The organism is Arthrobacter sp. TJ-217 (assembly GCF_058269255.1).
The window spans coordinates 465640-488482 of the sequence record NZ_JBZCNJ010000002.1; the positions used below are offsets into that span (position 1 = coordinate 465640).

Sequence of the window (22843 nt, forward strand, 5' to 3'; positions counted from 1 at the left end):
GCGTGGCCGCCGTCGGGGGTGGTGTGGCTGCCGGCTGCGGTGGTTTCGCCGGCGCGCCGGCGGCCGGTTCCCGCTGTATCTTCTGTGTTGTCGCTCATGCGAACGCCAGCTCCTTCTTATTGCCGAGGACGCCCTGTGGCCTGAAGACCATGAGCAGCATCAGCGCTATTCCCACGAGGATGTAGCGCAGCTGTCCGGCCTGAACGTTGGAGAGGAAGGTGATGGCACCCGACTCGATTGCCCCGTACAGGAGCCCCTGGGTCAGCGACAGCACAACCCAGAAGACCATTGCCCCGATCACGGGGCCGAGGACCGTTGCCATGCCGCCCAGCAGGAGGCAGGTGTAAAGGAAGAACGTCAGTTCCGTCGCGTAGTTCGCCGGCTGCACGGCGCCGCGGGGGAGGGTGAAGACCATTCCTGCGAGCGAACCAAGGATGCCGCCGATGACGAGCGCCTGCATCTTGTAAGCGTAGACATTCTTTCCGAGGGAGCGCACAGCGTTTTCGTCTTCGCGGATGCCCTTGAGCACCCTGCCCCACGGGCTGCGCATGAGCAGCCACACGGTGAGGCAGGCGAGGATGACGATGCTCCAGCCGACGACCCGGATCCAGAAGTTCCGCTCGTTCATCTCGAGCGGGCCGATGTTGTAGGTGCCGGGAGGGAAGGGGTTGAGCCCGTAGAACCCGCCCTCGAACGCCGCAAGCCCGTTTGCGGAGCCGGTGACCTCCGTGAGCCCGTTGGTCGTGACGACGTACCGGACGATCTCGGCCGCGGCGATCGTCACGATCGCGAGGTAGTCGGCGCGCAGGCGCAGCGTCGGGATGCCCAGGACGATGGCGAAGATCACCGAGCACAGCAGCGCCACGAGCACCGCAACCGGCAGGGGAGCGTTGAAGGTGAGCGTGGAGATGGCGAAGCCGTAGGCGCCGACGGCCATGAAGCCTGCCTGCCCGAAGTTCAGCAGCCCCGAGTATCCGAAGTGGACGGCGAGGCCCAGGGCGGCGAGGGCGTAGGCCGCGGTCGTCGGGCTGACCAGCTCGCCGAACGCGTTGATGAGGATGTTTCCGAAGTCCATTGCGTGCCCCTAACCTATGCGCTCGCGGCGGCCGAGGATGCCCTGCGGCCGGAACAGGAGCACGAGAATCATGATGAGAAGCGCACCCACGTATTTGAGGTCAGCTTCGAGCCACAGCGTTGAGATCTCAACGAAAAGGCCGACGATGATCGAACCGACAAGGGCGCCGAAGACCGTTCCGAGCCCGCCGAGGACGACCCCGGCGAAGATGAGCAGGAGGATCTGCTGGCCCATGTTGTAGGACACCCCGGGGCGGTAGTAGGCCCAGAGGATGCCGCCGAGTGCGGCGAGCATCCCGCCGACCACCCAGACGAGCCGGATGACGCGGTCGACGTCGATGCCCGACGCCGCTGCCAGCGCAGGGTTGTCGGCGACGGCGCGCGTTGCCTTGCCGACCCGGGTCTTGAGCAGCAGGAACGCCACGGCCAGGATGACTACGAGGCTGATGGCGAGCGAGCGCATGCTGTTCGCCGAGATACCGACCGACCCGAACTCCAGGATCGGGCTCTGCGAGCCCGGCAGCTGGGTTGTGGCTCCGCCGAAGTTGAACTGGATGATGTAGCGCAGCGCCAGCGCGAGGCCGATGCTGACGATCATCATAGGGACAAGGCCGGTGCCGCGCTGCCTCAGCGGCCTCCAGAGGCCCGCGTCCTGGACGTAGCCGATGATGCCGCCGCAGATCACCGCGAGGATGATCGCGACCGGGGCGGGGAGTCCGAGCGCGGCGAAGCCGAAGGTCAGCACCGCTCCGGCTGTCACCATCTCTCCGTGCGCGAAGTTGGTCAGGCCGGTGGTGCCGAAGATCAGGGACAGGCCGACGGCGCTGAGCGCGAGGAGGAGCCCGAAGCTGAAGCCGGCGAGCGCCCGTTCGGCAAGGGTGTCCCAGAAGGCGCCGCCCTGGGAGACGATGCCTTCACCGAACAGGAACAGGGTCGTGGCGGTCGAGGTTCCCGCAAAGGTGACGGTGCGCGGGTTTTCCTGGCCCTCGGCGAGGGTGATTCCCTCGGGGAGGGTTTCTTCGTCGATTTCAACCTCGTAGGCGCCCTGTTCGGGGACGCCCACCGACCAGAAGCCGTTTTCGCCGGAGGTTGTTTCACCTTCGAAACCGTTGCCGGTGACTGTGACCCGGACATCGGGGATGGGTCCGTCGACGCCGCGCAGGACGCCGCTGATGCGGTCCTGGAATTCCTGCGCCTGAAGGCTGGCTGAGAAAGAACTTGTCGCCGGGACGGGCGGCTGGGGTGACGCCTGCGCTGATGGTGCGCTGAGGAGTGCCGCGGCCAGGAAGCCGAGAAGAATCATCAGCGTCCCCCCGATCCGGGCAGGCATCGATTGGGTTATCAAGTTAGGAACCTCCACGGTGGGGGCTGGCCTGCCGGAGTACCGGCAGGAGGTTTAGCCTGTGACGGCAGTCACTAAACGTGGAGTTTATGCTACCTGTGCAATGTTTCCGCCGATCACCAAACGGGCCCTCTAAGGTAGCGATTCGGTAACAACTGGTGCCTAGAGGTAAAGACCGGTGCGGTGGTCCTCGGCCTCGGGCTGCGCCACGGCATGGACGTCGCGTTCGCGCAGGAGCAGGTAGTCCTTGCCTCCGACGTCCACCTCGGAGCGGTCCTCGGGGTCGAACAGCACCCGGTCGCCGCGGGAGACATGCCGCACCGCGGGGCCTGCCGCAACGACAACCGCCCAGGAGAGCCGCTTGCCCAGGACCGCCGTCGCCGGAATGACGATCCCGCTTGTCGAGCGGCGCTCGCTTCCGTCTTTCTCCGGGTCAACGAGCAGCCGGTCGTGCAGCATCCGCAGGGGGAGGTCCGGGATTTGATCGGGACTTGGCACGTTTCCTCCGGCGCATCGGGATTTTCCGGCCAGCCTACCTTCGGGCCGGCGGCACCCGCACGCCGGAAGCACCGCCGCCGGGAACAAAACAGCCGAAAAAGCGTTGATATTGGTAGGGTTGGCTCCACGCACAGCCCCCACAATGGAGGACTAAACAAACATGGCACTCGGCGGTAATCCGGTATTCAACGGAAAGACCTTCCGTTCCGCTGCCCGCGGCACAAGCCCGGCAGCATATGGCTCCACTACGTTCGCCACACAGTCGGCAATGAACGCCCAGCAGTTGGAGCACCTTTACAACCAGCCCCCGGCTGGCCCAGCGCAGACCGGGCGCATGACCTACGACGACGTCATCGTCAAGACCATCCTTTCCATCGGGGTGGTCCTGCTCGGGGCTGCGGTCCCGGTGTTCCTGCTCCCGGGCCTGGCCCCGGTGCTGATGATCGTCGGTCTGATCGGTGGCTTCGTGCTCGGCCTGGTGAATGCGTTCAAGCGCGAGCCCGTTCCCGCGCTGATCCTTGCCTACTCGGCGCTTGAGGGACTGTTCCTCGGTGGACTCACCATGTTCCTCGAGGCCCAGTTCCCGAACATCGCGCTGCAGGCGCTGATCGGCACCCTGACGGTGTTCGCTGTCACCCTTGCGCTCTTCAAGAGCGGCAAGGTGCGCGCGACGCCGAAGGCGATGAAGTTCTTTATGATCGCCATCATCAGCTACGCGGCGTTCTCGCTGGTCAACCTCGGCCTGATCCTGTTCAACGTCACCAGCGACCCCTGGGGCCTGCGCGGCGCTGACATCCCGGGCACGGGGATCCCCCTCGGCGTGGTCATCGGCCTGTTCGCCATCGGCCTTGCCGCGTTCTCGCTGATCATCGACTTCACCTCGATCGACGAGGGCGTCAAGAACGGCGCCCCCGAGAAGTACTCGTGGACGGCGGCCTTCGGCCTGACCGTCACGCTGATCTGGCTGTACGTTGAGTTCCTGCGCCTGATCGCGATCCTGCGCGGCGACGAGTAACTGTTTCGAACGGTTCCCCGGCAGGCCAACCCGGCCGGGGAACCGCCGAGATACCGAATCTGGTAAAGACAAAAACGAAGGGCCTGCGGCTGCAGGCCCTTCCTTTTTGTCTTTAACCAGTGGTTAACGTGTACCGGGTTTCCCGGGCCGGCCGGTTCAGACGACCCTGCCGGCGCCGGCGGCGGGGCGCACGCTGAAGATCACCGGTGCGGTGAAGTCCGCTCCGGCGAACGCGTCGGTGACGGCGGCGCGCACGGCGTCGACGTCGGAGGCCTTCACGAGTGCGATCGCTGCGCCGCCGAAGCCACCGCCGGTCATGCGGGCACCCGGGGCGCCGGCCTTCACGGCGGTGTCGACGGCGAGATCGAGTTCCGGGCAGGAGATCTCGAAGTCATCGCGCATCGAGGAATGGCTCTCGTTGAGGAGCGGGCCGAGCGCGGCCGGGCCCTGCGTGGTGAGCACGGCGACGGCGTCCTGCACCCGGGCATTCTCGGTGACGACATGGCGCACCCGGCGGAACGTCTCCTCATCAAGGACCCCTGCCGCTTCGGCGAGGTCGCCCACGCCCAGGTCGCGGAGCGCGGGCACGCCCATAAGTTCGGCTCCCAGTTCACACGACCTGCGGCGGGCGGCGTATCCACCGGTCGAATGCGCGTGGCTCACCCGGGTGTCGATGACCAGCAGGGACAGCCCGGCCTTCTCGAGGTCGAGCGGCACAAGCAGCGTCTCCCGGCTCCGGCAGTCAAGGAACACTGCGTGCCCCACCTCGCCCATCAGGGACGCCGTCTGGTCCATGATCCCTGTCGGCGCGCCGACCATCTCGTTTTCGGCGAGGCGGCCCACCGAGGCGAGGTCCGAGCGGGAGAGGCCCGCCTCGGAGAGGTCGTTGGCGGCCGTGGCGACAGCGCATTCGAGGGCCGCCGAGGAGGAAAGCCCGGCGCCCACCGGTACGTTCGAATCGACGAGCAGGTCCATGCCGGGCGAGGGATGGCCCGATTCGCCGAGGGCCCACAGGACGCCAACGGGATATGCGGCCCAGCCCTTCACGTCACCGGGTCCGACGGCATCGAGGTCGGCGGCGACGACCTCATCGGCCGTGGCGAAGGTGGAGGAGACCCGGGCGCTGCGGTCCCGGCGCGTGCGTGCCGCAACCGACGTCGTGCGGTCGATCGCGAAGGGCAGGACGAACCCGTCGTTGTAGTCGGTGTGCTCGCCGATCAGGTTGACCCGGCCCGGTGCGGACCAGACCCCTGCCGGTTCGACACCGTAACGGGCGGTGAAGGCGTCAGCCAGTTCCTGCGCTGAGAGGGTCATGAGTTGTCCTTTCCAGGGGATCCGGGCACGGCGTTGCGGAGTCGCTCCGCAACCTGCTCCGGGGTTGTGTCGTTGATGAAAGCGCCCATCGCGGCCTCCGATCCGGCGAGGAACTTGAGCTTGTCCTCGGCCCGCCGCGGGGAGGTGAGCTGGAGGTGGAGGTAGCTCGCCGGGCGGATCAGCGTGTCGAGCGGAGCCTGCTGCCATGCAGCAATATACGGGGTGGGGGTGGAGTAGAGGGCGTCCACCCGGCCCAGCAGGTCGAGGTAGACGGTGGTGAGCTCATCGCGTTCCTCGGAGGAGAGGGCGGTGAAGTCCGGAACCTGGCGGTGCGGTACTAGGTGTACTTCGAGCGGCCAGCGCGCCGCGAACGGTACAAAGGCACTGAAGTGGCGGCCCTCGATGATCATCCGCTCGCCCGAGTCGCGCTCGGACTTCAGGGCGGCGCCCATCAGGGTCTCCCGCCCGCCCGAGGCCTCGTAGAAGGCGGTGGCCTGTGCGCCGATCTGCGCCGCACGGGGCGGGATGAAGGGGTAGGCGTAGATCTGGCCGTGCGGGTGCAGCAGGGTGACGCCGATGTCGGCGCCCCGGTTCTCGAAGGGGAAGACCTGCTTGATTCCCTCCATTGCCGAGAGCGCCTCGGTGCGGTGCGCCCAGGCCTCGATCACCGTGCGGGCGCGCTCCGGCGAAAGCGAACCGAACGAGCCCTCGTGGGCGGAGTCGAATGCAACAACCTCACACCGGCCGTACGCCGTCGCCGTCGTCCCCCACTCCGCCTTGGTGGGCAGGGATCCGAGCTCGGGCCCAAATGAGGCGAAGCGGTTCTCGAACACCACAACCTCGTAATCCGAGGCGGGGATCTCGGAAAGGTAGCGCTCGCTCGACGGGCACAGGGGGCACTGGTCGGCGGGCGGCAGGTGGGTGCGCGTCTGGCGGTGCGCGGCAACGGCGATCCATTCGCCGGTCAGCGCGTCGTAGCGGGCGTCGCCGGTGGTGGTGCCCCGCGGCGGCAGTCCCCGGAGGTCGGCCGTCGCAGCCGGGTCCCGGTGCAGGTGTGCCGACTTGTCGGTTGCATCGAAATAGATCAGTTCCCGGCCGTCCGAGAGCCGGGTTGGAGTTATTGAGGTCATGAAAACGCTTTCTTTGCGTGCTGGATGGTGAGGGGAGTGGCTACCAGCGTCTGGCGTGAATAGGCGGGCTGGCTGGGTTCGGTGTCGGTGATCAGGCAGAAAGCGGAGTCAAGGCCCACGATGCGGGCGAGGCTGACGACGCCGAGCTTGCTCGAATCGGCCAGCACCACGAGGTGACGGCAGTGTTCGGCGAACGCCAGGTTGGTTTCGGCCTCGGCGAGGTTCGGGGTGGTGATGCCGGCCGTTGAATCAACGCCGTGGGCGCCCATGAAGCACAGGTCGACGTTGAGGCTGCGGATCGCGGCGGTGGCCAGCGGCCCCACAAGCGCCTCGGATGGGGAACGCTCGCCGCCGGTGAGCAGCACGGACCGCCGCACGCCGGCCGGAATCCGGTAGAGGCGTTCGGCGGCGGGCACCGAGTTGGTCAGGATTGTCAGTCCTTCGATGTGCGCCAGGTGCTCCACGAGCTGGAAGGTCGTTGTGCCGCCGGTCACCGAGATGGTCATGCCGGGAAGCACCAGCTGGGCCGCTGCCCGGGCGATTGCCTGTTTCTCTTCCGCGAGCCGTTCGGCGTTCGCGGGGAACCCGGGTTCGATCGAGGCAAGGGCCGCAAGGCGTGCAGCGCCACCGTGGACGCGGTGCAGCGATCCTGCGGCCTGCAGGGCGTCGACGTCGCGGCGCACCGTCATTTCCGAGACGCCGAGTTTCTCCGCCAGTTCGGAGACGCGGACCACGGGGCGGCGCTCGAGGGCCGCGAGGATGGCGGCGTGCCGTTCGGCAGCGAGCATCGGACCTCCGAAGAAAGCGGCTCCCGCCGCATGACCTTGCCCAACCCAAGTGAACAAAGTTGAACAGAATCAAACATATCCGAAACGGGCCCGAGAGGCCACCGGGAAATCCCCGGCGCAGGCGGATGCAGCGGCTGTAGCATCGAAGCCATGGACTCCGCACCCCCGCCGGCCTCCGGCACCAACTACATCCTGACCGCCGGAAACTCCACCGCGGTGATCGCGACGCTCGCGGCCGCACTGCGCTCCTATGCCGTCGGCGGCGTCCAGCTCACCGAGACCTGGGGTGAGGACTCGATCCCCGCAGGAGGGGCCGGAATCCTCCTCGCGCCATGGGCCAACCGGGTGGACGGCGGTGTGTGGCAGCTCAACGGGGCCGAACAGAAGCTCGACATCACCGAACTCGGCAAGGGCAACGCGATCCACGGACTGCTGCGCAACACGGGCTACGCGCTGGCGTTCCAGTCGGAGAACGAAGTCGAACTTTCCGCGGAGATCTTCCCCCAGCACGGCTATCCCTTCCACCTCGTGCACACGGCCAGGTACTCGCTGACGGAGGAGGGGCTGACGGTGAAGCAGTCCCTGACGAACCACTCCGCCGACGCCGCACCATTCGGGCTTGGGGCCCACCCGTACCTCAAAATTTCGGACGTTCCGACCGAGGAGCTCACCCTGACGGTCCTCGCCGACGAGGTCTTCTCCACCGATGAACGCTCCATACCCACGGGGAAGGATCCCGTGGCCGGCGACCAGGACCTCCGCGCGGGAAGGCGGGTGGGGGATGTCGCCTTCGATTCGGCCTTCGCCGGGCTCGCGCACGTCGACGGGCACTACGAGCACACCCTTTCGGCGCCGGACGGCCGAAGGGTGACGCTCTGGGCCGATCCGGTCTTTCCCTACGTGCACGTCTACATCAGCACGATCTACCCGGGCGTTGCCCGCGCGGTCGCCGTCGAGCCGATGACGGCGCCGGCGAACGCGTTCAATTCGGGGGAGGGCCTGCGGTGGCTCGAGCCGGGCAGCACGTTCACCGGGTCGTGGGGGATCCGGCCCCGACTCGGATAGCCGTCGGGTGCGGCTTATGTGGAATTATTGATCCATGCAGCGACTCCCCGGCGGATCCCCCGAGCGGATCCTCCAGCGCGCCGTGCCCGGTACCGGTGAAGGCCCCGAGGCGCTGCCCGTGATGCCCGACGCCGCACCCGGTGGCGCCCGCGCCGCCGACGGCCGCGAGGACGTTCCGTATGCCCTGCGCGTCGCGGCTGCGTGGTCCTGGCGGGTCGGCCTGGTGCTGGTGGTCGCCGGGGCGCTGGTCTGGCTGCTCAGCCACATCTCCCTCGTTGTGATCCCGCTGATGATCGCCGGACTGCTCGCCTCCCTGCTGCTTCCCATCACCGCCTTCCTGCGGCGCCACCGCTTCCCCAACGGGCTCGCCGTCGCGGTGACCGTTGCGGGCCTGGTGCTGGTCATCGGGCTTTCCCTCTCCCTCGTGGGAAGACAGCTCGCCCTTGGGTTCTCCGACCTCTGGAACCAGGCGCGGACCGGCCTGCAGCAGCTGCTCGACTGGCTTTCCCAGGGCCCGCTCCACCTCACCACGGACCAGATCCGGCGCTATCTCGAGGACGTCGGCACCGCCGTACAGGACAACAGCGGTTCAATCCTCAGCGGGGCGCTGTCCTTCGGCAGCAGCGCCGGGCACTTCGCCGCGGGCCTGCTGCTGACCGTCTTCGCCCTTGTCTTCTTCCTGCTCGACGGCGGAAGGATCTGGCGGTTCATCATCGGACTCGCGCCGGTGCGGGCCCGCGCGGCGGTCGACGGCGCCGGGCGGCGCGGCTGGTCCTCAATGGCGAACTACGTCCGGGTGCAGCTGCTCGTGGCCTTCGTCGACGCCGTGTGCATCGGGGCAGGCGCCGCCATCATCGGCGTTCCCCTTGCCGTGCCCCTCGCCGTGCTCGTGTTCATCGGATCCTTCATCCCGGTGGTCGGTGCGCTCGCCACCGGATTCCTCGCCGTCCTGCTGGCGCTGGTCGCCAACGGCTGGGTCAACGCGCTGATCATGCTTGCCATCGTGCTGGTCGTGCAGCAGCTCGAAGGGCATTTCCTCCAGCCGATGATCATGGGCCCCGCCGTGGCCCTGCACCCCCTCGCGGTGGTCCTCGCGGTAACCGCCGGCACGATTGTCGCGGGGATTCCCGGCGCCCTGTTCTCCGTGCCGCTGCTCGCCGTGGCCAACACTTCGGTGCGGTACATCGCGCGCCGTGCGTGGGAGACCGACCCCGCCCTGTACCGGGGGGATGGCGCCACGTCGGCCACCGGACCGATCCAGCCACCACCATTGCAGAAAGAGGAAACCCCGTGACAGAGCAGACAGCACTTCCCGACGCCCTGGGGCACACGGAGGAGGAGCTTGCCCGCCTGCCCGTGACCCTCGACGACGTCAGGGCCGCCCAGGCCCTGCTCAAGGGAGTCATCGCCCGCACGCCCATCGAGGAGTCGCGTGCACTGGGACGGCTGATCGGCGCGAACGTGTCCCTCAAGTGCGAGAACCTCCAGCGTGCAGGCTCCTTCAAGGTCCGCGGCGCCTACACCCGGATGGCGAAGCTGACGGCGGAGGAGCGGGCCCGGGGGGTCGTCGCGGCCTCGGCCGGAAACCACGCCCAGGGCGTGGCAGTGGCGGCCGCCCGGCTCGGCATCAAGGCGCGCATCTACATGCCAGTCGGCGTCGCTCTCCCCAAACTCGCAGCAACCCGCGGGCACGGCGCCGAGGTCGTGCTTCACGGCCACAACGTCGATGAGGCCCTCGCCGAGGCCAAGCGCCACGCCGACGAGACCGGAGCCGTGTTCGTCCACCCCTTCGACAACGTCGACGTCGTCGCCGGCCAGGGCACCGTCGGCCTCGAAATCCTCGAACAGGTTCCCGACGTCGACACCATCCTCATGGGCGTCGGCGGCGGAGGGCTCCTCGCCGGCGTCGCCGTCGCGGTCAAGGCGCGGGCCCGCGAACTCGGCCGGAACATCCGCATCATCGGCGTGCAGGCCGAAAACGCCGCAGCCTACCCGCCGTCCCTTGCTGCCGACGCGCTCGTTCCGCTCACCAAGGTCTCAACAATCGCCGACGGCATCGCCGTCGGCCGTCCGGGCCAGCTGCCGTTCTCGATCATCCGCGAACTGGTGGACGACGTGGTGACGGTCAGCGAGGACTCCTTGGCGCGCGCGCTGATCTTCCTGCTCGAGCGCACCAAGATGGTCGTCGAACCCGCCGGCGCGGTGGGCGTCGCAGCGCTGCTCGATGGAAAGCTCACCGAAAACGGGGCCCTGCCGGGCAACACGGCGGTCATCCTGTCGGGCGGCAACATCGATCCGATGCTCATGCTCAAAGTCATCCAGCGCGGCCTAGCCGCCGCGGGACGGTTCCTCGTCGTCCGCATGCTCCTCGACGACCGGCCCGGCTCCCTTGCCACCATCTCGCGCATCATCGCCGAATCGGACGCCAATGTCACCGGCGTCGACCACACCAGGGTCGGCGGCTCGATCAGCATGGGCGACGTGGCGATCACCATCAACATGGAGACCAAGGGCGACGAGCACTGCGAGCAGGTGCTGAGCAACCTCCGGGCCGAAGGTTTCCAGCCCGTCGTGATTTCGGGCTGACATGCTGGCCCGCCGCGCAAAACAGGGGCTGCTCGTCGTGTGCGGGATCACGGCCGTCCTCTGGGCGGTGTTCCTGTTCAACACGCTGAGCGGGTCGTGGCTGACCTCCTACCTCGCCATCGAACCCCGCCGCGTCCGCGGACTCGATGGGATCCTGTTCGCCCCGCTGCTCCACGGCGGCCTCGGGCACCTGCTGAGCAACACCCTGGCGCTGATGGTGCTGGGGTTTCTTGCCTTCCTTGACGGCGTCCGGCGCTTCGTCGTCGCCGTCGGAACCAGCTGGATCGTCTCCGGACTCGGCGTGTGGCTCGTGGGCGGAGGCTTGACGATCGGCGCCTCCGGCGTCGTCTTCGGCCTCTTCACGTACCTGATGGCGCGCGGCTTCTACAACCGGAACATCCCCCAGGTCCTCTTCGCCGTGCTGCTGTTCCTCGTGTACGGCTCGATCCTGTGGGGGGTGCTGCCCGTTGTCGGCTCGAACATCTCCTGGCAGGCCCACCTGTTCGGGGCCGCGGGCGGCGTCCTTGCGGCGTTCCTGCTGAGAAAGCGGCCCGCCCCCTCGGGGACGGACCGCCTTTTCCGCGGTGGAACCGGAAGGTACTCCTAGCCGGCGTAGGGCTTGGCCGCGATGATCTCGACGGTGATCGTCTTGCCGTTCGGGGCGGTGTAGGAGACCGAGTCGCCGGCCTTCTTGCCCTGGATCGCGGCGCCCAGCGGTGACTTCTCGCTGTAGACGTTGATGTCGGTGTCGCCTGCCACCTCGCGGCTGCCGAGCAGGAAGGATTCGACATCCCCGGCGATCCGCGCCTCCACCATCATTCCCGGCTCCACGACACCGTCGTCGGCGGGGGATTCCCCGACCTGGGCATTGTTGAGCAGGTGGGTGAGCTGGCGGATCCGTGCCTCGGCCTTGCCCTGTTCCTCTTTCGCGGCGTGGTACCCGCCGTTCTCCTTCAGGTCTCCCTCGGACCGTGCCTGCTCGATGCGGGCAACGATTTCGGTCCGTCCGGGGCCGGAGAGGTGATCCAGCTCAGCCTTCAGGCGGGTGTAGGACTCCTGCGTGAGCCAGGCAACGGGTGCGCTGTTAGTGGACACGGGGGGTATCTCCTTAGGTACATCCGGACCCGCTGGTGCGGGCCGGCCGGTGGTGTGTGCTGCGAACAATCTGGGCAGGTGGAGAAGCGGGATTACGGCGCCGATATTGACCAGCAAGCAAACACCCCGCCGTCTGGGTGACCGTGGGGACCACGGGTTGCCGTCGGGGCGGGGCGAGGGTGTTAGTCCATTCTAGTCAGTTGCCGGAGATAACCCAAGAGCGGGATCCACGGGGCCTCCGCCGACTCCCGGCAGACTGTCGGCGCGGCGGTCCCGTAACCGGTCCGCCCGCCGGTACCTCAGGCTCAGTCAACGAGCCAGCAGGAGTCCACTCCGCCGGTGACGCCGGCCGAGTCGGTGCGCAGGTCAACCCGCTGTGATGTGGTGCGTCCGCCGTTCGCACCCTCGGTCTCCGGGGTCGGGCCGATGGTGACCGTCTTCCAGCCGACGACGGCGTAACCCTGGCTCAGCGCCTGGACGGCGCACTGGGCTGTCGCATCCGCCGGTTTGGTGACCTCGAAATCCACGCGCATCCCTGAGTTTCCGTCGATGGCGAAACCGACATCCTTGAAGGTGACGCGCTGCTGTGCGCTGCTGAAGGCGAAGAAGCCGACGGCGACGACGGCGGCCGCCAGCACCAGGGCGATCCACAGGCGCCGCCGGGGAAGGCCCGCCCGCTTTGGGGCACCGTAACGATTGGATACTCTTGAGGTAGGCGCATGCACGGAGCTCACCCCCGATATTTTACCGTTGATCGGCCCGGTGAAACTCCCGTCCCGAGCCGCCCCCCAGCTCTACCCCTCAGACTTCCCCAGGAGCATCAGTTGTCACGTACGGATTTCCCGGCCGGTTCCCCACACGGCCTCCGCCTTCTTGCGGTCCACGCCCACCCCGACGACGAGTCGAGCAAGGGCGCGGCCACGATGGCCCGGTACGCGGCGGCCGGAGTCGAGGTGATGGTGGCGACCTGCACCGGAGGTGAACGCGGATCGATCCTCAACGCGGCGATGTCGGGGAACGCCCACGCCAAGCGCGACCTCCCGGGCCTTCGGCGCCTGGAGATGGCCCGTGCCGCAGCAGCGCTTAACGTGAAGCAGCGCTGGCTCGGCTTTGCCGACTCGGGCCTTCCCGAGGGCGACCCGCTGCCCGACCTTCCCTTCGGGTGCTTCGCGCTCCAGCCGCTCGAACGCGCGGCGGCGCCCCTGGTGCGTCTCGTGCGGGACTTCCGTCCCCACGTCATCCTCAGCTACGACGAGAACGGCGGGTATCCGCATCCGGACCACATCATGGCCCACCGGGTGGCCGTCGAGGCGTACGAGGCAGCGGCCGACGCTTCCCGTTACCCCGGGCTGGGAGAGCCCTGGCGCGTCGACAAGCTGTACTACGACCGGGCCTTCAACCCCGAGCGCTTCCGCGCCCTCCACTTCGCGCTCGAAGAGGCGGGCATCCAGTCTCCGTACGCCGAGCGGATCGCCCAGTGGATGGAGACCGACGCCGAGGGCCACCAGCCGCCGGCGCCCACCCACGCCACAACCACCCAGATCGACTGCGGCGACTTCTTCGAGGCCCGGGACGAGGCCCTGCTGGCCCACCGGACCCAGGTCGACCCCGAAGGATTCTTCTTCGCCGTTTCCGCGGACCTCCAGCGGAAAACGTGGCCGTGGGAGGACTACTCGCTCATCGATTCGCGCGTTGAAACCCAGCTGCCCGAGGACGATCTGTTCGCCGGAATACCGCGAGCGTAGGACTTCTAATCCACGTAGAATTGATACGGCGGCTCGAATGCCCGCCGGATCCGAAAGTGGTGCACAGTGATTATCCAGCTTCATTCCGCCGCCCTCCTTGTGGCGTCCGCCGCCGACGAAAGCGGCCTGCGCCCGGGGCTCGACTCGGAATCGGTGACTCCGGGAACCCTGGGTTTCATCTTCACCCTGCTCGTTGTGGTGCCGGTGATCTTCCTCATCCGTGACATGTCAAAGCGCATCCGGCGGGTGCGGTACAACGCCCTGACCGAGGCGGAGAACGCGCCGCCGGCCGCTGCGGGAGGCAGCACGGCGACCGGAAGGCCCGCTGACAAGGGGAGTGTTCCCGGTTCAGGGGACGGCACCGTCCCGGTGCGCAAGCCGGTCCCGGATCCGCACCGCGGACCAGACGGCAGGTAAACCGTGAGCGGGCGCCTGCATGCCGAGGCCTCGGCGTACCTGCGCCAGCACGCCGACAACCCGGTGGACTGGTGGCCCTTCGGTGACGAGGCGTTCGCCGAGGCCCGGGAACGGGACGTCCCCGTCTTCATCTCGGTGGGTTACGCCGCCTGCCACTGGTGCCATGTGATGGCTCACGAGTCGTTCGAAGACGACGACGTCGCCGTCTACCTCAACAGCCGTTTCGTCAGCGTCAAGGTGGACCGGGAGGAACGCCCCGACGTCGACGCCGTCTACATGGGCGCCACCCAGGCGATCACCGGTCAGGGCGGCTGGCCCATGAGCGTTTTCGCCCTCCCCGACGGGCGCGCCTTCTTCGCCGGCACCTACTTCCCGCCCCAGACAACCGGCGGGCGCCCGTCATTCCGGCAGATCCTTGAAGCGGTGACCCAGGCGTGGACCGAGCGCCGGGCCGAGGTCGAGGGCAGCGCGGAGGCCCTCGCCGAAGGGCTCGGCGACATGCAGCGGCAGAAGAGCTCCCTCGTCGGCGTCCTCGGCGCCCCTGGCGGGTCCCTGTTCGATGAAGGTGCCGTTCCGGCGGAGGTCCTCGCGGACGCGGTCCGCGCCCTGGCCGCGCAGGAGGATCCGGTGTACTCCGGCTTCGGCGGGGCGCCCAAGTTCCCGCCGTCCACAGCGTTGCGCTTCCTTCTCGCCCACTCCCGCAGCGCCGCCGATACCGCAGGCGACGCCGCGGCGATGACGGCGCGCACCCTCGAGGCGATGGCGCTTTCGGGAATGCGCGACCGGCTCGGAGGAGGCTTCGCCCGGTACGCCGTCGACCGCGCGTGGGCGGTGCCCCACTTCGAGAAGATGCTCTACGACAACGCCCAGCTGCTGCGCCTCTACGCCGAATGGTCGCTCACCGCGGAAAGCGCAGGCCACCGCGCACTCGCTGTTGACACCGCCCGCGGCACCGCCGACTGGCTGCTCGACGAGCTGCTCATCGACGGCGGCGGGTTCGCCTCCTCGCTCGACGCTGACACCCTGATCGACGGGCACGCGGTCGAAGGCGGCACCTACGTGTGGACGCTCGACGCCCTGGCCGGGGTTCTCGGTCCCGAGGGGGAGGCCGTCGCTGCGCTGTTCGACACCGAGGCCGGCAGCGTCGAAGGCGGCGCCTTCACCCTCCACGCGGGCCGCCGGTGGACACCCCAGGAGCAGGAGCTGTGGGACAGGTCCGCTCCGCTGCTGCGCACGGCCCGTGCCGCCCGCCCCCAGCCCGGCCGCGACGCCAAGGTGGTTGCGGGGTGGAACGGGCTCGCCGTTGCAGCCCTTGCCGATACCGGAGCGGCGCTCGGGGAACAGCGCTTCATCGACGCGGCGGTGCGTGCGGCGGGGTACCTGCTGCGCGTTCACTGGGACGGCTCGACCCTGCGCCGGGTCTCCCACGCGGGCGGCGCCGCGGGGATCGAAGGACTGCTCGAGGATTACGCAGGATGCGCCGAAGGGTTCTTCGCCCTCTACGCCGCCACGTACGACCCCGCCTGGTACACCGCCGGAGAAAAGGCGCTTCTCGCCGCGGCGCAGCGGTTCCTGCGCGACGGTCGCCTCCTGGACTCCGCCGAACCGGGCGGACCGCTCCACGCGGCGCAGGGCAGGGCGGAGGGCTCCGACCCGCTCGACGGCCCTACGCCCAGCGGGACTGCACTGTTCGCCTCAGCCCTGCTGACCTACTCGGCCTACAGCGGATCGGCCGAACACGGCGAACTCGCCCGCCAGATCCTGCGCTACGTCGCACCCCTTGCCGGGCGCGCACCCTCCGCGGTGGGGTGGGGGCTGGCCGCCGCGCAGGCCGCCGCCGAGGGGCCGCAGGAACTCGCCGTCGTCGGACGCGACACGCGCAGCGTGGCCGAGCTTGCCGCGGCGGCCCGCCGTCACGCCCGGGCGGGGCTGGCACTCGCCGTGGGAACCCCGGGTGACGCGGTGCCGCTGCTCGAGGGGCGGACCCCCGGGGAATTCGGCGCCGCGCGGGCCTACCTGTGCAGGTCAGGCGTCTGCCAGCGTCCCGTCGACTCGGCCGACGAGCTGATCCGGCTGCTGCAGGGGCGCTGAGCGCGGACGCTCAGCCGTTCACCGGGTTCAGGACCGCAATGGCGATCGCCGCGAAGTGGGCAGCGAACGCGGCGACGGTGAACGCATGGAACAACTCGTGGAAGCCGAAGCGCCCCGGGACGAGATTGGGCCGGCGAAGCGCGTAGAACGCCGCCCCGGCGATGTACAGGACGCCGCCGACAAGGATCAGGACGGTCGCGGTGGGGCTCGCCGCGAAAAAGTCGGGCAGGTAGAACAGCGAGCCCAGGCCCAGGGCCACGTAGATCGGCACGTAAAGCCACCGCGGGGCGTGGAGCCACAGCACCCGGAACAGGACCCCCGCCACAGCGCCCGACCAGATGACCCACAGCAGGGTCACGGCCTTCTCGCGCTCCAGCAGCGCCCACGACAACGGGGTATAGGACCCGGCGATGACCAGCATGATGTTCGTGTGGTCGAGGCGCTTGAGCAGCAGGCGGGTCTTCGGCCGCCACGTGCCCCGGTGGTAGACGGCGCTCACGCCGAACAGCAGGGTGCCCGTGACCGCATAGACGGCCGAGGCAACCTTCAACCCCGGCGTCGGAGCCAGGAGGATGAGCGCGATGCCGGCGGCGACGGCAAGCGGGGCGGCTCCGGCATGGATCCAGCCACGCCAGGTGGGTTTGAGATCGAGGGCGTCAGCCACCGCTTCGACGGCAGAGCCGAGGGGCCCGCCGGCCGGTTCGGGCACGTCGGAGGGGGCCGCGGAGGAGCGCGAAGTCATGCCGGAATTCTAGTCCACGCGCGTGAAGGCTACCGGCCGGTAGCGCCGTTCGCGGGCCGCCTCCAGCACCCGCCGGGGAAGTGCCGGTACCGTAGGGGTAGCGTTCCGACCCCGGGCGCAGACGTGCGGCGGAACGGAAAGGGCGGCCAGGAGGTGTTGTTGAAGGTTCCTGAGTTCGCCTACGGCATCTACGAGCGGAAGCTGCAGCGGGGGCTTTCCCCCGACCGGATCCCCCACCACATCGGGGTCATGGTCGACGGAAACCGGCGCTGGGCGAAACTGGCCGGCGCTCCAACGAGCCACGGACACCAGGCCGGCGCAGACAAGATCCACGAGTTCCTGGGCTGGTGCGAGGAACTCGGCGTCGACGTCGTCACCCTCTACATGCTCTCCACCGACAACATGGGGCGCCCGCAGGACGAAATCGAACAGCTCCTCGACATCATCGCCAACACGCTCGACCGCCTCGGGGAAAGCAACCGGGTGCGGGTGCAGCCCGTCGGCGCGCTCGAACTGCTTCCTGACGACCTCGCCGAGAAGCTCGCCACCCTCGCAGCCCAGACCGAAGGCATCGAGGGCGTCCACGTGAATGTCGCCGTCGGCTACGGCGGGCGCCGGGAGATCGTCGACGCCGTCAAGGAGCTGCTGCTCGATGCCGCCGCCTCGGGCACCACGCTCGAGCAGCTCGCCGCGGAGCTCACCGACCAGCACATTTCCTCGTTCCTCTACACGCGCGGGCAGCAGGACCCCGACCTGGTGATCCGCACCTCAGGCGAGCAGCGGCTCTCCGGTTTCCTCATGTGGCAAAGCGCGTACAGCGAGTTCTACTTCTGCGAAGCCCTTTGGCCCGACTTCCGGCGCGTCGACTTCCTGCGGGCCCTGCGCGACTACGGCCGCAGGCAGCGCCGCTTCGGTTCCTGAACCTTCACCGGATCTTCACTTCCGACACGCGGGGCCCGTACTTCAGCAAACGGCGCCGGGGCGTATTCTACTTCCATCAACCGGCGAATGCCGGTTGACGGGAGGCCACTTATGACGCCGATGTGCAGTGAAGAACCGCTGCATTGTGCGGGGAGGCCGTTCCGGCCTCCTGGCCGGACCGCCTCACCCAACCTACGAATTCGGGGCGTCGGCGCCCCGGAGTGGAGTCGATGTGGCAACTACTGAGCCAACCCCGTCCACCCCTTCCCCTGCCTCAGTCACGGGCGTCCGCAGCTACGTCATCGACACCTCGGTGCTGCTATCGGACCCCAGGGCGCTGCTGCGCTTCGCCGAGCACGAGGTGATCCTGCCCGTCGTCGTGATTTCCGAGCTCGAGGGCAAACGCCACGATCCGGAACTGGGCTACTTCGCCCGCCAGGCCCTGGGCCTGCTCGATGACCTGCGCGTGCGGCATGGAGGGCTCGACCGGCCGGTGCCGCTCGGAGAGGAGGGGGGAACCCTGCGGGTGGAGCTGAACCATGTCTCTCCCGAGATCCTCCCGGTCGGGTTCCGGGGCTCCGGCAACGATGCGAGGATCCTTGCCGTGGCGAAGAACCTCGCCGTTGAGGGGCGGAACGTCACCGTCGTCTCCAAGGACCTGCCAATGCGGCTCAAGGCGTCGGCGATGGGGCTGCAGGCCGATGAGTACCGCAATGAGCTGGTGAGGGATTCCGGCTGGACCGGGGTGGCCGAAGTCGACATCACCACCGACGAAATGGGCGCCCTCTACGCCGGCGAACCGGTGTTCTCGGTGGATGCCGCGGACCTGCCCGTCAATACCGGAGCGATCCTCCACTCGCCCCGGGGCTCCGCCCTGGGCAGGGTCGGCGCCGACAAGCAGCTGCGGCTGGTCCGCGGCGACCGCGACATCTTCGGCGTTCACGGGCGCTCGGCGGAGCAGCGGCTGGCCATCGACCTGCTGATCGACAAGGAGGTGGGGATCGTCTCCCTGGGCGGGCGGGCCGGAACCGGCAAGTCAGCCCTCGCCCTGTGCGCAGGGCTCGAGGCTGTCCTCGAACGGCGCGAACACAAGAAGGTCGTGGTCTTCCGGCCCCTCTACGCGGTGGGCGGGCAGGAGCTCGGCTACCTTCCGGGAGGGGAGAGCGACAAGATGAACCCGTGGGCGCAGGCGGTCTTCGATACCCTCGGCGCCCTCGTGTCCTCCGAGGTGATGGAGGAGGTGCTCGACCGCGGAATGCTCGAGGTGCTTCCGCTGACCCACATCCGCGGTCGGAGCCTCCACGATTCGTTCGTCATCGTCGACGAGGCGCAGTCCCTTGAGAAGAACGTGCTGCTGACAGTCATGAGCCGGATCGGGCAGAACTCGCGGGTGATCCTCACCCACGACGTCGCCCAGCGCGACAACCTCCGGGTGGGCCGGCACGACGGCATCGCGGCCGTCGTCGAAACGCTCAAGGGCCACCCGCTGTTCGGTCACATCACGCTCACCCGGTCGGAGCGCTCGCCGATCGCTGCACTTGTCACCGACCTGCTCGACGGACCGGTGCCCTAGGCCGGCTCCCCATACGGGCCCCGGGACGTCACACCCGGTGCCCTAGGACACGTGCCAGGGGACGTGCTCCCGGATGTCGCTGAGTTCCGGGGGCGCGGCCCGGAAGTAGTCGTCGGTCAGGTACTCGTCGACGCCGAGGATCCGCAGCTCATGTCCGGCCCCTGCGGAATCCCCGTCGAGGGCGAGGGTGGAGACGCAGACACCCGTTTCGACGTCGATGCGCACCCGGGTGCGCCCCGAGCCGATGAGCGGGAAGCCCGGCGCCGCCGGCGCGTAGGAGGGGTTCGGGGATGCGACGGCGGCAAGCACCGGCCGGCCGGCGAACATCTCCTCGGTGATCTCCTCGAGTTCAACCCGGTTGGCCCCGGGAACGGCAAGCGGCACCGGGGCATCCCCGGCGAGCTCCACCGGGTCAAGCATCGAGGACCAGCGGGGATCGCCGAAGACCGGCTCGCCGTACGCGGCCTCGGGGCGCCGGCGGACCAGCCCCGACGCATCGTAGACGGGAGTGACCAGGCGCGGCGCGAGCAGCCATGACTTGCGCTTGGCGCTGACGTACAGGGCGTCGCGGGAGCGCTCGTTGCCGGTCGTGGTGTGGAGCAGGGTGCCGTCGGCCGCCTCGACCCGCAGGGCCGCCGGCCGGCGAAGCCAGGCCCGCAGCGGGCCGACCGCCTTGCCCGACGCTTCGGATGCGTTGTTGGGCAGGGTCCAGGACACTTCGAAGCGCAGGGTCTCCCACCGCCAGGGCGAGGAGCGGCAGAGGCAACGGAAACTGTCCGCCGGAGAGGCGCTGGGGGTGGCCGACATTTCCACATTCTAGCGCTCCCATATCCCAGCGGGGTCTGGAACGCGTACGGTGATGCCGTGGGAAGCATTCTGGCCGCGTACTGGAGCCAGGCCCCCGCGGCGTTCTGGCTGCTGGTCGTTGGCCTGACCGGCTTCGCCGTCGTCGGCGGCGCCCTGGGCGTCTACGATGCGCGGACCCGGCGGCTTCCCGACCGGATCGTGCTTCCAAGCTATCCGGCAGCGGGGATCCTGCTGGCCGGAGCCGCCGGCACTGCAGGGGAGTGGCACCGGGCGGGATCGATGCTGGCCGGGGCGGCCTGCCTGGGCGCAGCCTGCTTCCTCGTGCGGGTGCTGCATCCTCCCGCGATGGGGTTCGGGGACGTGAAGCTCGCCGGGCTGCTCGGGCTCTACCTCGGATTCGCCGGATGGGCGTTCCTGGGCAAGGGCGCCGCTGCCGCCGTCGTCCTTGGCGGGATCTGGGCGCTCTTCGTCATGGCCACCGAACGCGGCACCGCCGCCTCACGGATGCCCTTCGGCCCCTTCCTCGTCGCCGGAGCGGGAGCGGCTCTGCTTGAACTAATCTGAAGGGATGCCTACCCCGGAATTTGTCCTCGAGATCCGCGAAAAGATCGGCCACGACCCGCTGTGGCTGCCCGGCGTCGGTGCCGTGGTCTACAACGAGGCCGGCGAGGTGCTGCTGGGCCGGCGCGCCGACGACGGCCGCTGGACCATCATCACGGGAATGGTCGAGCCGGGGGAGGAGCCGGCCCGGGCGATGCGCCGGGAGGTCTTCGAGGAGACCGGCGTCGACGTCGAGGTCGAGTGCCTCCTGGACATCGGCGTCGTCGGGCCCATCACCTTCCCCAACGGCGACGTCTGCACCTTCCTCAACCTCGACTTCCGCTGCAGGTACCTGGGCGGGACGGCCCGCGTCAACGACGACGAGTCCACCGACGTGCGCTGGTTCCCCCTCGACGACCTGCCGCCGCTCAATGACCGGCACCGGCGGCTGGTGCTCACCGCACGCGACGCCGACGGGGTACCGACCTTCGAGCGGTGACCGCGGCCCGTTCCACCGGCCTCCCGCACCTCAATGCGATGAACGCACCGGTTAACGACGAACGCACCGGGGATAACCGGTGCGTTCGTCGTTAACCGGTGCGCGGGTCCGACCGGGGTGCGGACCCCGGTCGGACCCCGGGGATCAGGCGCTCGGGGGGCGGGTCATCGACAGGACGTCGAGGGCCTGATCGAGCTGCTCCTCGGTGAGTTCACCGCGCTCCACGAAGCCCAGGGCGACGACGGCCTCGCGGACAGTGAGCCCCTCGGCAACCGCCTTCTTGGCGATCTTCGCCGCGTTCTCGTAGCCGATGTACTTGTTGAGCGGGGTCACGATCGACGGCGACGCCTCGGCAAGGAACCGGGCCCGCTCGACGTTGGCGGTGATGCCGTCGACCATGCGGTCGGCCGAGACCCTGCAGGAGTTGCTGAGCAGGCGGACCGACTCCAGGACGTTGCGGGCAATCACGGGGATTCCCACATTGAGCTCGAAGGCGCCGTTGGTTCCGGCCCAGGCGACGGTAGCGTCGTTGCCGATCACCTGTGCGCAGACCATGAGCACGGCCTCCGGGATGACGGGATTGACCTTGCCCGGCATGATCGAGGAGCCCGGCTGCAGGTCCGGCAGGGCAATTTCCCCGAGGCCGGTGTTCGGGCCCGAGCCGAGCCAGCGCAGGTCGTTGTGGATCTTGGTGAGTGAGACGGCGATCGTGCGCAGCATCCCGGAGACCTCGACGAGGCCGTCACGGTTGGCCTGGGCCTCGAAGTGGTCGCGCGCCTCGGTCAGGGGCAGGCCCGTGTCTTCGGCAAGCAGTTCGATGACGCGCGCAGGGAACCCGGCGGGCGTGTTGATGCCGGTGCCGACGGCGGTGCCGCCCAGCGGAACCTCGGCGACGCGCGGGAGGGAGGCCTCAATGCGCTCGATGCCGTAGCGGACCTGGGCCGCATAGCCGCCGAACTCCTGCCCGAGGGTGACGGGGGTGGCGTCCATGAGGTGGGTGCGCCCGGACTTGACCACCGTGCTGAACTCCTTGGCCTTGCGCTCCAGTGCGGTGGCCAGGTGGTCGAGCGCGGGGATCAGGTCGTTCGTCAGCGCCGAGGTGGCGGCGACGTGCACCGAAGTGGGGAACACGTCGTTCGAGGACTGCGAGGCGTTGACGTGGTCGTTCGGGTGGACCGTCGTCGTGCTGCCTGCGGCTTCGAGGGCGCGCGTTGCGAGCGTGGCGATGACCTCGTTGGCGTTCATGTTCGAGGAGGTGCCGGAGCCGGTCTGGTAGATGTCGACGGGGAAGTCGCCGTCGTACCGTCCCTCGGCCACCTCCTGGGCCGCCGACTGGATGGCACGGGCGCGCTCCTCGTCGAGCACCCCCAGTTCCGCGTTGGCCGCCGCGGCGGCCTTCTTGATCCGGGCAAGCGCTTCGATGTGCGCCCGTTCAAGGGTGGTCCCGGAAATCGGGAAGTTCTCGACGGCGCGCTGGGTCTGTGCGCGGTACAGGGCGCGGGCGGGAACCCGGACCTCGCCCATCGTGTCGTGCTCGATGCGGAAGTCGTCGTCCCGGGGGCTGGTTTCAGGCGATTGGCTCATGCGCCAATTCTCACCTC

The 22843-nt window shown here is 68.6% G+C and carries 23 protein-coding genes; 12 read left to right on the forward strand and 11 right to left on the reverse strand.

Annotated features, from left to right (window positions below; genetic code table 11):
* Positions 1 to 94 precede the first annotated feature (94 nt).
* The 3 genes from AC4D2R_RS05275 to AC4D2R_RS05285 form a co-directional block, all read right to left on the reverse strand.
* A complete protein-coding gene (locus AC4D2R_RS05275; protein ID WP_490902242.1) occupies positions 95 to 1075 on the reverse strand; it encodes a branched-chain amino acid ABC transporter permease in 981 nt (326 codons plus the stop codon).
* A 9-nt stretch (positions 1076 to 1084) separates the two neighbouring features.
* Positions 1085 to 2404 carry a branched-chain amino acid ABC transporter permease gene (locus tag AC4D2R_RS05280; RefSeq protein WP_490938375.1) on the reverse strand — a complete coding sequence of 440 codons (1320 nt, stop codon included), beginning with the start codon at positions 2402 to 2404 and terminating at the stop codon, positions 1085 to 1087.
* Positions 2405 to 2578: 174 nt separating this feature from the next.
* Positions 2579 to 2875: a GroES family chaperonin gene (locus AC4D2R_RS05285; protein WP_490938377.1), complete on the reverse strand. Its 297-nt coding sequence runs from the start codon at positions 2873 to 2875 to the stop codon at positions 2579 to 2581.
* A 199-nt stretch (positions 2876 to 3074) separates the two neighbouring features.
* Here AC4D2R_RS05285 and AC4D2R_RS05290 point away from each other — a divergent pair, with 199 nt between their 5' ends.
* Positions 3075 to 3929 carry a Bax inhibitor-1/YccA family protein gene (locus AC4D2R_RS05290; protein WP_490938197.1) on the forward strand — a complete coding sequence of 285 codons (855 nt, stop codon included), beginning with the start codon at positions 3075 to 3077 and terminating at the stop codon, positions 3927 to 3929.
* A gap of 156 nt (positions 3930 to 4085) precedes the next feature.
* Here the strand turns inward: AC4D2R_RS05290 and galK are convergent, their stop codons facing one another.
* Genes galK through AC4D2R_RS05305 form a run of 3 tightly spaced genes read right to left on the reverse strand, consistent with a single transcriptional unit; the run spans position 4086 to position 7161 of the window.
* A complete protein-coding gene (gene galK, locus AC4D2R_RS05295) occupies positions 4086 to 5243 on the reverse strand; it encodes a galactokinase (protein ID WP_490938199.1) in 1158 nt (385 codons plus the stop codon).
* Positions 5240 to 6373, reverse strand: coding sequence for a galactose-1-phosphate uridylyltransferase (gene galT / locus AC4D2R_RS05300; protein WP_490938201.1), 1134 nt, complete (start codon positions 6371 to 6373; stop codon positions 5240 to 5242). Before galT ends, galK begins: the two co-directional genes overlap by 4 nt.
* Complete coding sequence (locus tag AC4D2R_RS05305) at positions 6370 to 7161, reverse strand: DeoR/GlpR family DNA-binding transcription regulator (protein WP_490938203.1); 792 nt, start codon at positions 7159 to 7161, stop codon at positions 6370 to 6372. The genes galT and AC4D2R_RS05305 overlap by 4 nt, the downstream gene beginning before the upstream one ends.
* Positions 7162 to 7311: 150 nt before the next feature.
* Here AC4D2R_RS05305 and AC4D2R_RS05310 point away from each other — a divergent pair, with 150 nt between their 5' ends.
* The 4 genes from AC4D2R_RS05310 to AC4D2R_RS05325 all read left to right on the forward strand — a co-directional run bounded on the left by AC4D2R_RS05310 (position 7312) and on the right by AC4D2R_RS05325 (position 11419).
* Positions 7312 to 8226, forward strand: a complete 915-nt coding sequence (locus AC4D2R_RS05310; protein ID WP_490938205.1) for an aldose 1-epimerase family protein — start codon at positions 7312 to 7314, stop codon at positions 8224 to 8226.
* A 121-nt stretch (positions 8227 to 8347) separates the two neighbouring features.
* Positions 8348 to 9520, forward strand: coding sequence for an AI-2E family transporter (locus AC4D2R_RS05315; RefSeq protein ID WP_490938379.1), 1173 nt, complete (start codon positions 8348 to 8350; stop codon positions 9518 to 9520).
* On the forward strand, positions 9517 to 10812 hold the full coding sequence (gene ilvA, locus AC4D2R_RS05320; RefSeq protein WP_490938207.1) for a threonine ammonia-lyase: 1296 nt from the start codon (positions 9517 to 9519) through the stop codon (positions 10810 to 10812). The genes AC4D2R_RS05315 and ilvA overlap by 4 nt, the downstream gene beginning before the upstream one ends.
* 1 nt (position 10813) lies before the next feature.
* Positions 10814 to 11419, forward strand: a complete 606-nt coding sequence (locus AC4D2R_RS05325; protein ID WP_490938209.1) for a rhomboid family intramembrane serine protease — start codon at positions 10814 to 10816, stop codon at positions 11417 to 11419.
* Here AC4D2R_RS05325 and greA read toward each other — a convergent pair.
* Positions 11416 to 11907: a transcription elongation factor GreA gene (gene greA, locus AC4D2R_RS05330; RefSeq protein ID WP_490902252.1), complete on the reverse strand. Its 492-nt coding sequence runs from the start codon at positions 11905 to 11907 to the stop codon at positions 11416 to 11418. The genes AC4D2R_RS05325 and greA overlap by 4 nt on opposite strands.
* Positions 11908 to 12212: 305 nt before the next feature.
* Positions 12213 to 12641 (reverse strand): DUF4307 domain-containing protein, encoded by a 429-nt coding sequence (locus AC4D2R_RS05335; RefSeq protein WP_490902254.1) that lies wholly within the window; start codon positions 12639 to 12641, stop codon positions 12213 to 12215.
* Between the two features lie 90 nt (positions 12642 to 12731).
* Here AC4D2R_RS05335 and mca point away from each other — a divergent pair, with 90 nt between their 5' ends.
* The 3 genes from mca to AC4D2R_RS05350 all read left to right on the forward strand — a co-directional run bounded on the left by mca (position 12732) and on the right by AC4D2R_RS05350 (position 16160).
* Positions 12732 to 13652, forward strand: a complete 921-nt coding sequence (gene mca, locus AC4D2R_RS05340; RefSeq protein WP_490938211.1) for a mycothiol conjugate amidase Mca — start codon at positions 12732 to 12734, stop codon at positions 13650 to 13652.
* Positions 13653 to 13718: 66 nt separating this feature from the next.
* On the forward strand, positions 13719 to 14069 hold the full coding sequence (locus AC4D2R_RS05345; RefSeq protein ID WP_490938213.1) for a hypothetical protein: 351 nt from the start codon (positions 13719 to 13721) through the stop codon (positions 14067 to 14069).
* Positions 14070 to 14072: 3 nt separating this feature from the next.
* Positions 14073 to 16160: a thioredoxin domain-containing protein gene (locus tag AC4D2R_RS05350; RefSeq protein ID WP_490938215.1), complete on the forward strand. Its 2088-nt coding sequence runs from the start codon at positions 14073 to 14075 to the stop codon at positions 16158 to 16160.
* Between the two features lie 10 nt (positions 16161 to 16170).
* On the opposite strand, the gene trhA is transcribed toward AC4D2R_RS05350, so the two are convergent.
* Positions 16171 to 16902: a PAQR family membrane homeostasis protein TrhA gene (gene trhA, locus AC4D2R_RS05355; RefSeq protein WP_490938217.1), complete on the reverse strand. Its 732-nt coding sequence runs from the start codon at positions 16900 to 16902 to the stop codon at positions 16171 to 16173.
* Between the two features lie 159 nt (positions 16903 to 17061).
* On the opposite strand from trhA, the gene AC4D2R_RS05360 reads away from it, so the two are divergent.
* Positions 17062 to 17823, forward strand: coding sequence for an isoprenyl transferase (locus AC4D2R_RS05360; RefSeq protein ID WP_490902261.1), 762 nt, complete (start codon positions 17062 to 17064; stop codon positions 17821 to 17823).
* A gap of 232 nt (positions 17824 to 18055) precedes the next feature.
* Positions 18056 to 19396 carry an RNA 5'-3' helicase PhoH2 gene (gene phoH2, locus AC4D2R_RS05365; RefSeq protein WP_490938219.1) on the forward strand — a complete coding sequence of 447 codons (1341 nt, stop codon included), beginning with the start codon at positions 18056 to 18058 and terminating at the stop codon, positions 19394 to 19396.
* A gap of 42 nt (positions 19397 to 19438) precedes the next feature.
* Here the strand turns inward: phoH2 and AC4D2R_RS05370 are convergent, their stop codons facing one another.
* Positions 19439 to 20203: a hypothetical protein gene (locus AC4D2R_RS05370; RefSeq protein ID WP_490938221.1), complete on the reverse strand. Its 765-nt coding sequence runs from the start codon at positions 20201 to 20203 to the stop codon at positions 19439 to 19441.
* Between the two features lie 57 nt (positions 20204 to 20260).
* Here AC4D2R_RS05370 and AC4D2R_RS05375 point away from each other — a divergent pair, with 57 nt between their 5' ends.
* Positions 20261 to 20767 (forward strand): prepilin peptidase, encoded by a 507-nt coding sequence (locus AC4D2R_RS05375; RefSeq protein ID WP_490938223.1) that lies wholly within the window; start codon positions 20261 to 20263, stop codon positions 20765 to 20767.
* A gap of 4 nt (positions 20768 to 20771) precedes the next feature.
* Positions 20772 to 21242 (forward strand): NUDIX hydrolase, encoded by a 471-nt coding sequence (locus AC4D2R_RS05380; RefSeq protein ID WP_490902268.1) that lies wholly within the window; start codon positions 20772 to 20774, stop codon positions 21240 to 21242.
* A gap of 144 nt (positions 21243 to 21386) precedes the next feature.
* On the opposite strand, the gene AC4D2R_RS05385 is transcribed toward AC4D2R_RS05380, so the two are convergent.
* On the reverse strand, positions 21387 to 22826 hold the full coding sequence (locus tag AC4D2R_RS05385; protein ID WP_490902269.1) for a class II fumarate hydratase: 1440 nt from the start codon (positions 22824 to 22826) through the stop codon (positions 21387 to 21389).
* Positions 22827 to 22843: the final 17 nt, after the last annotated feature.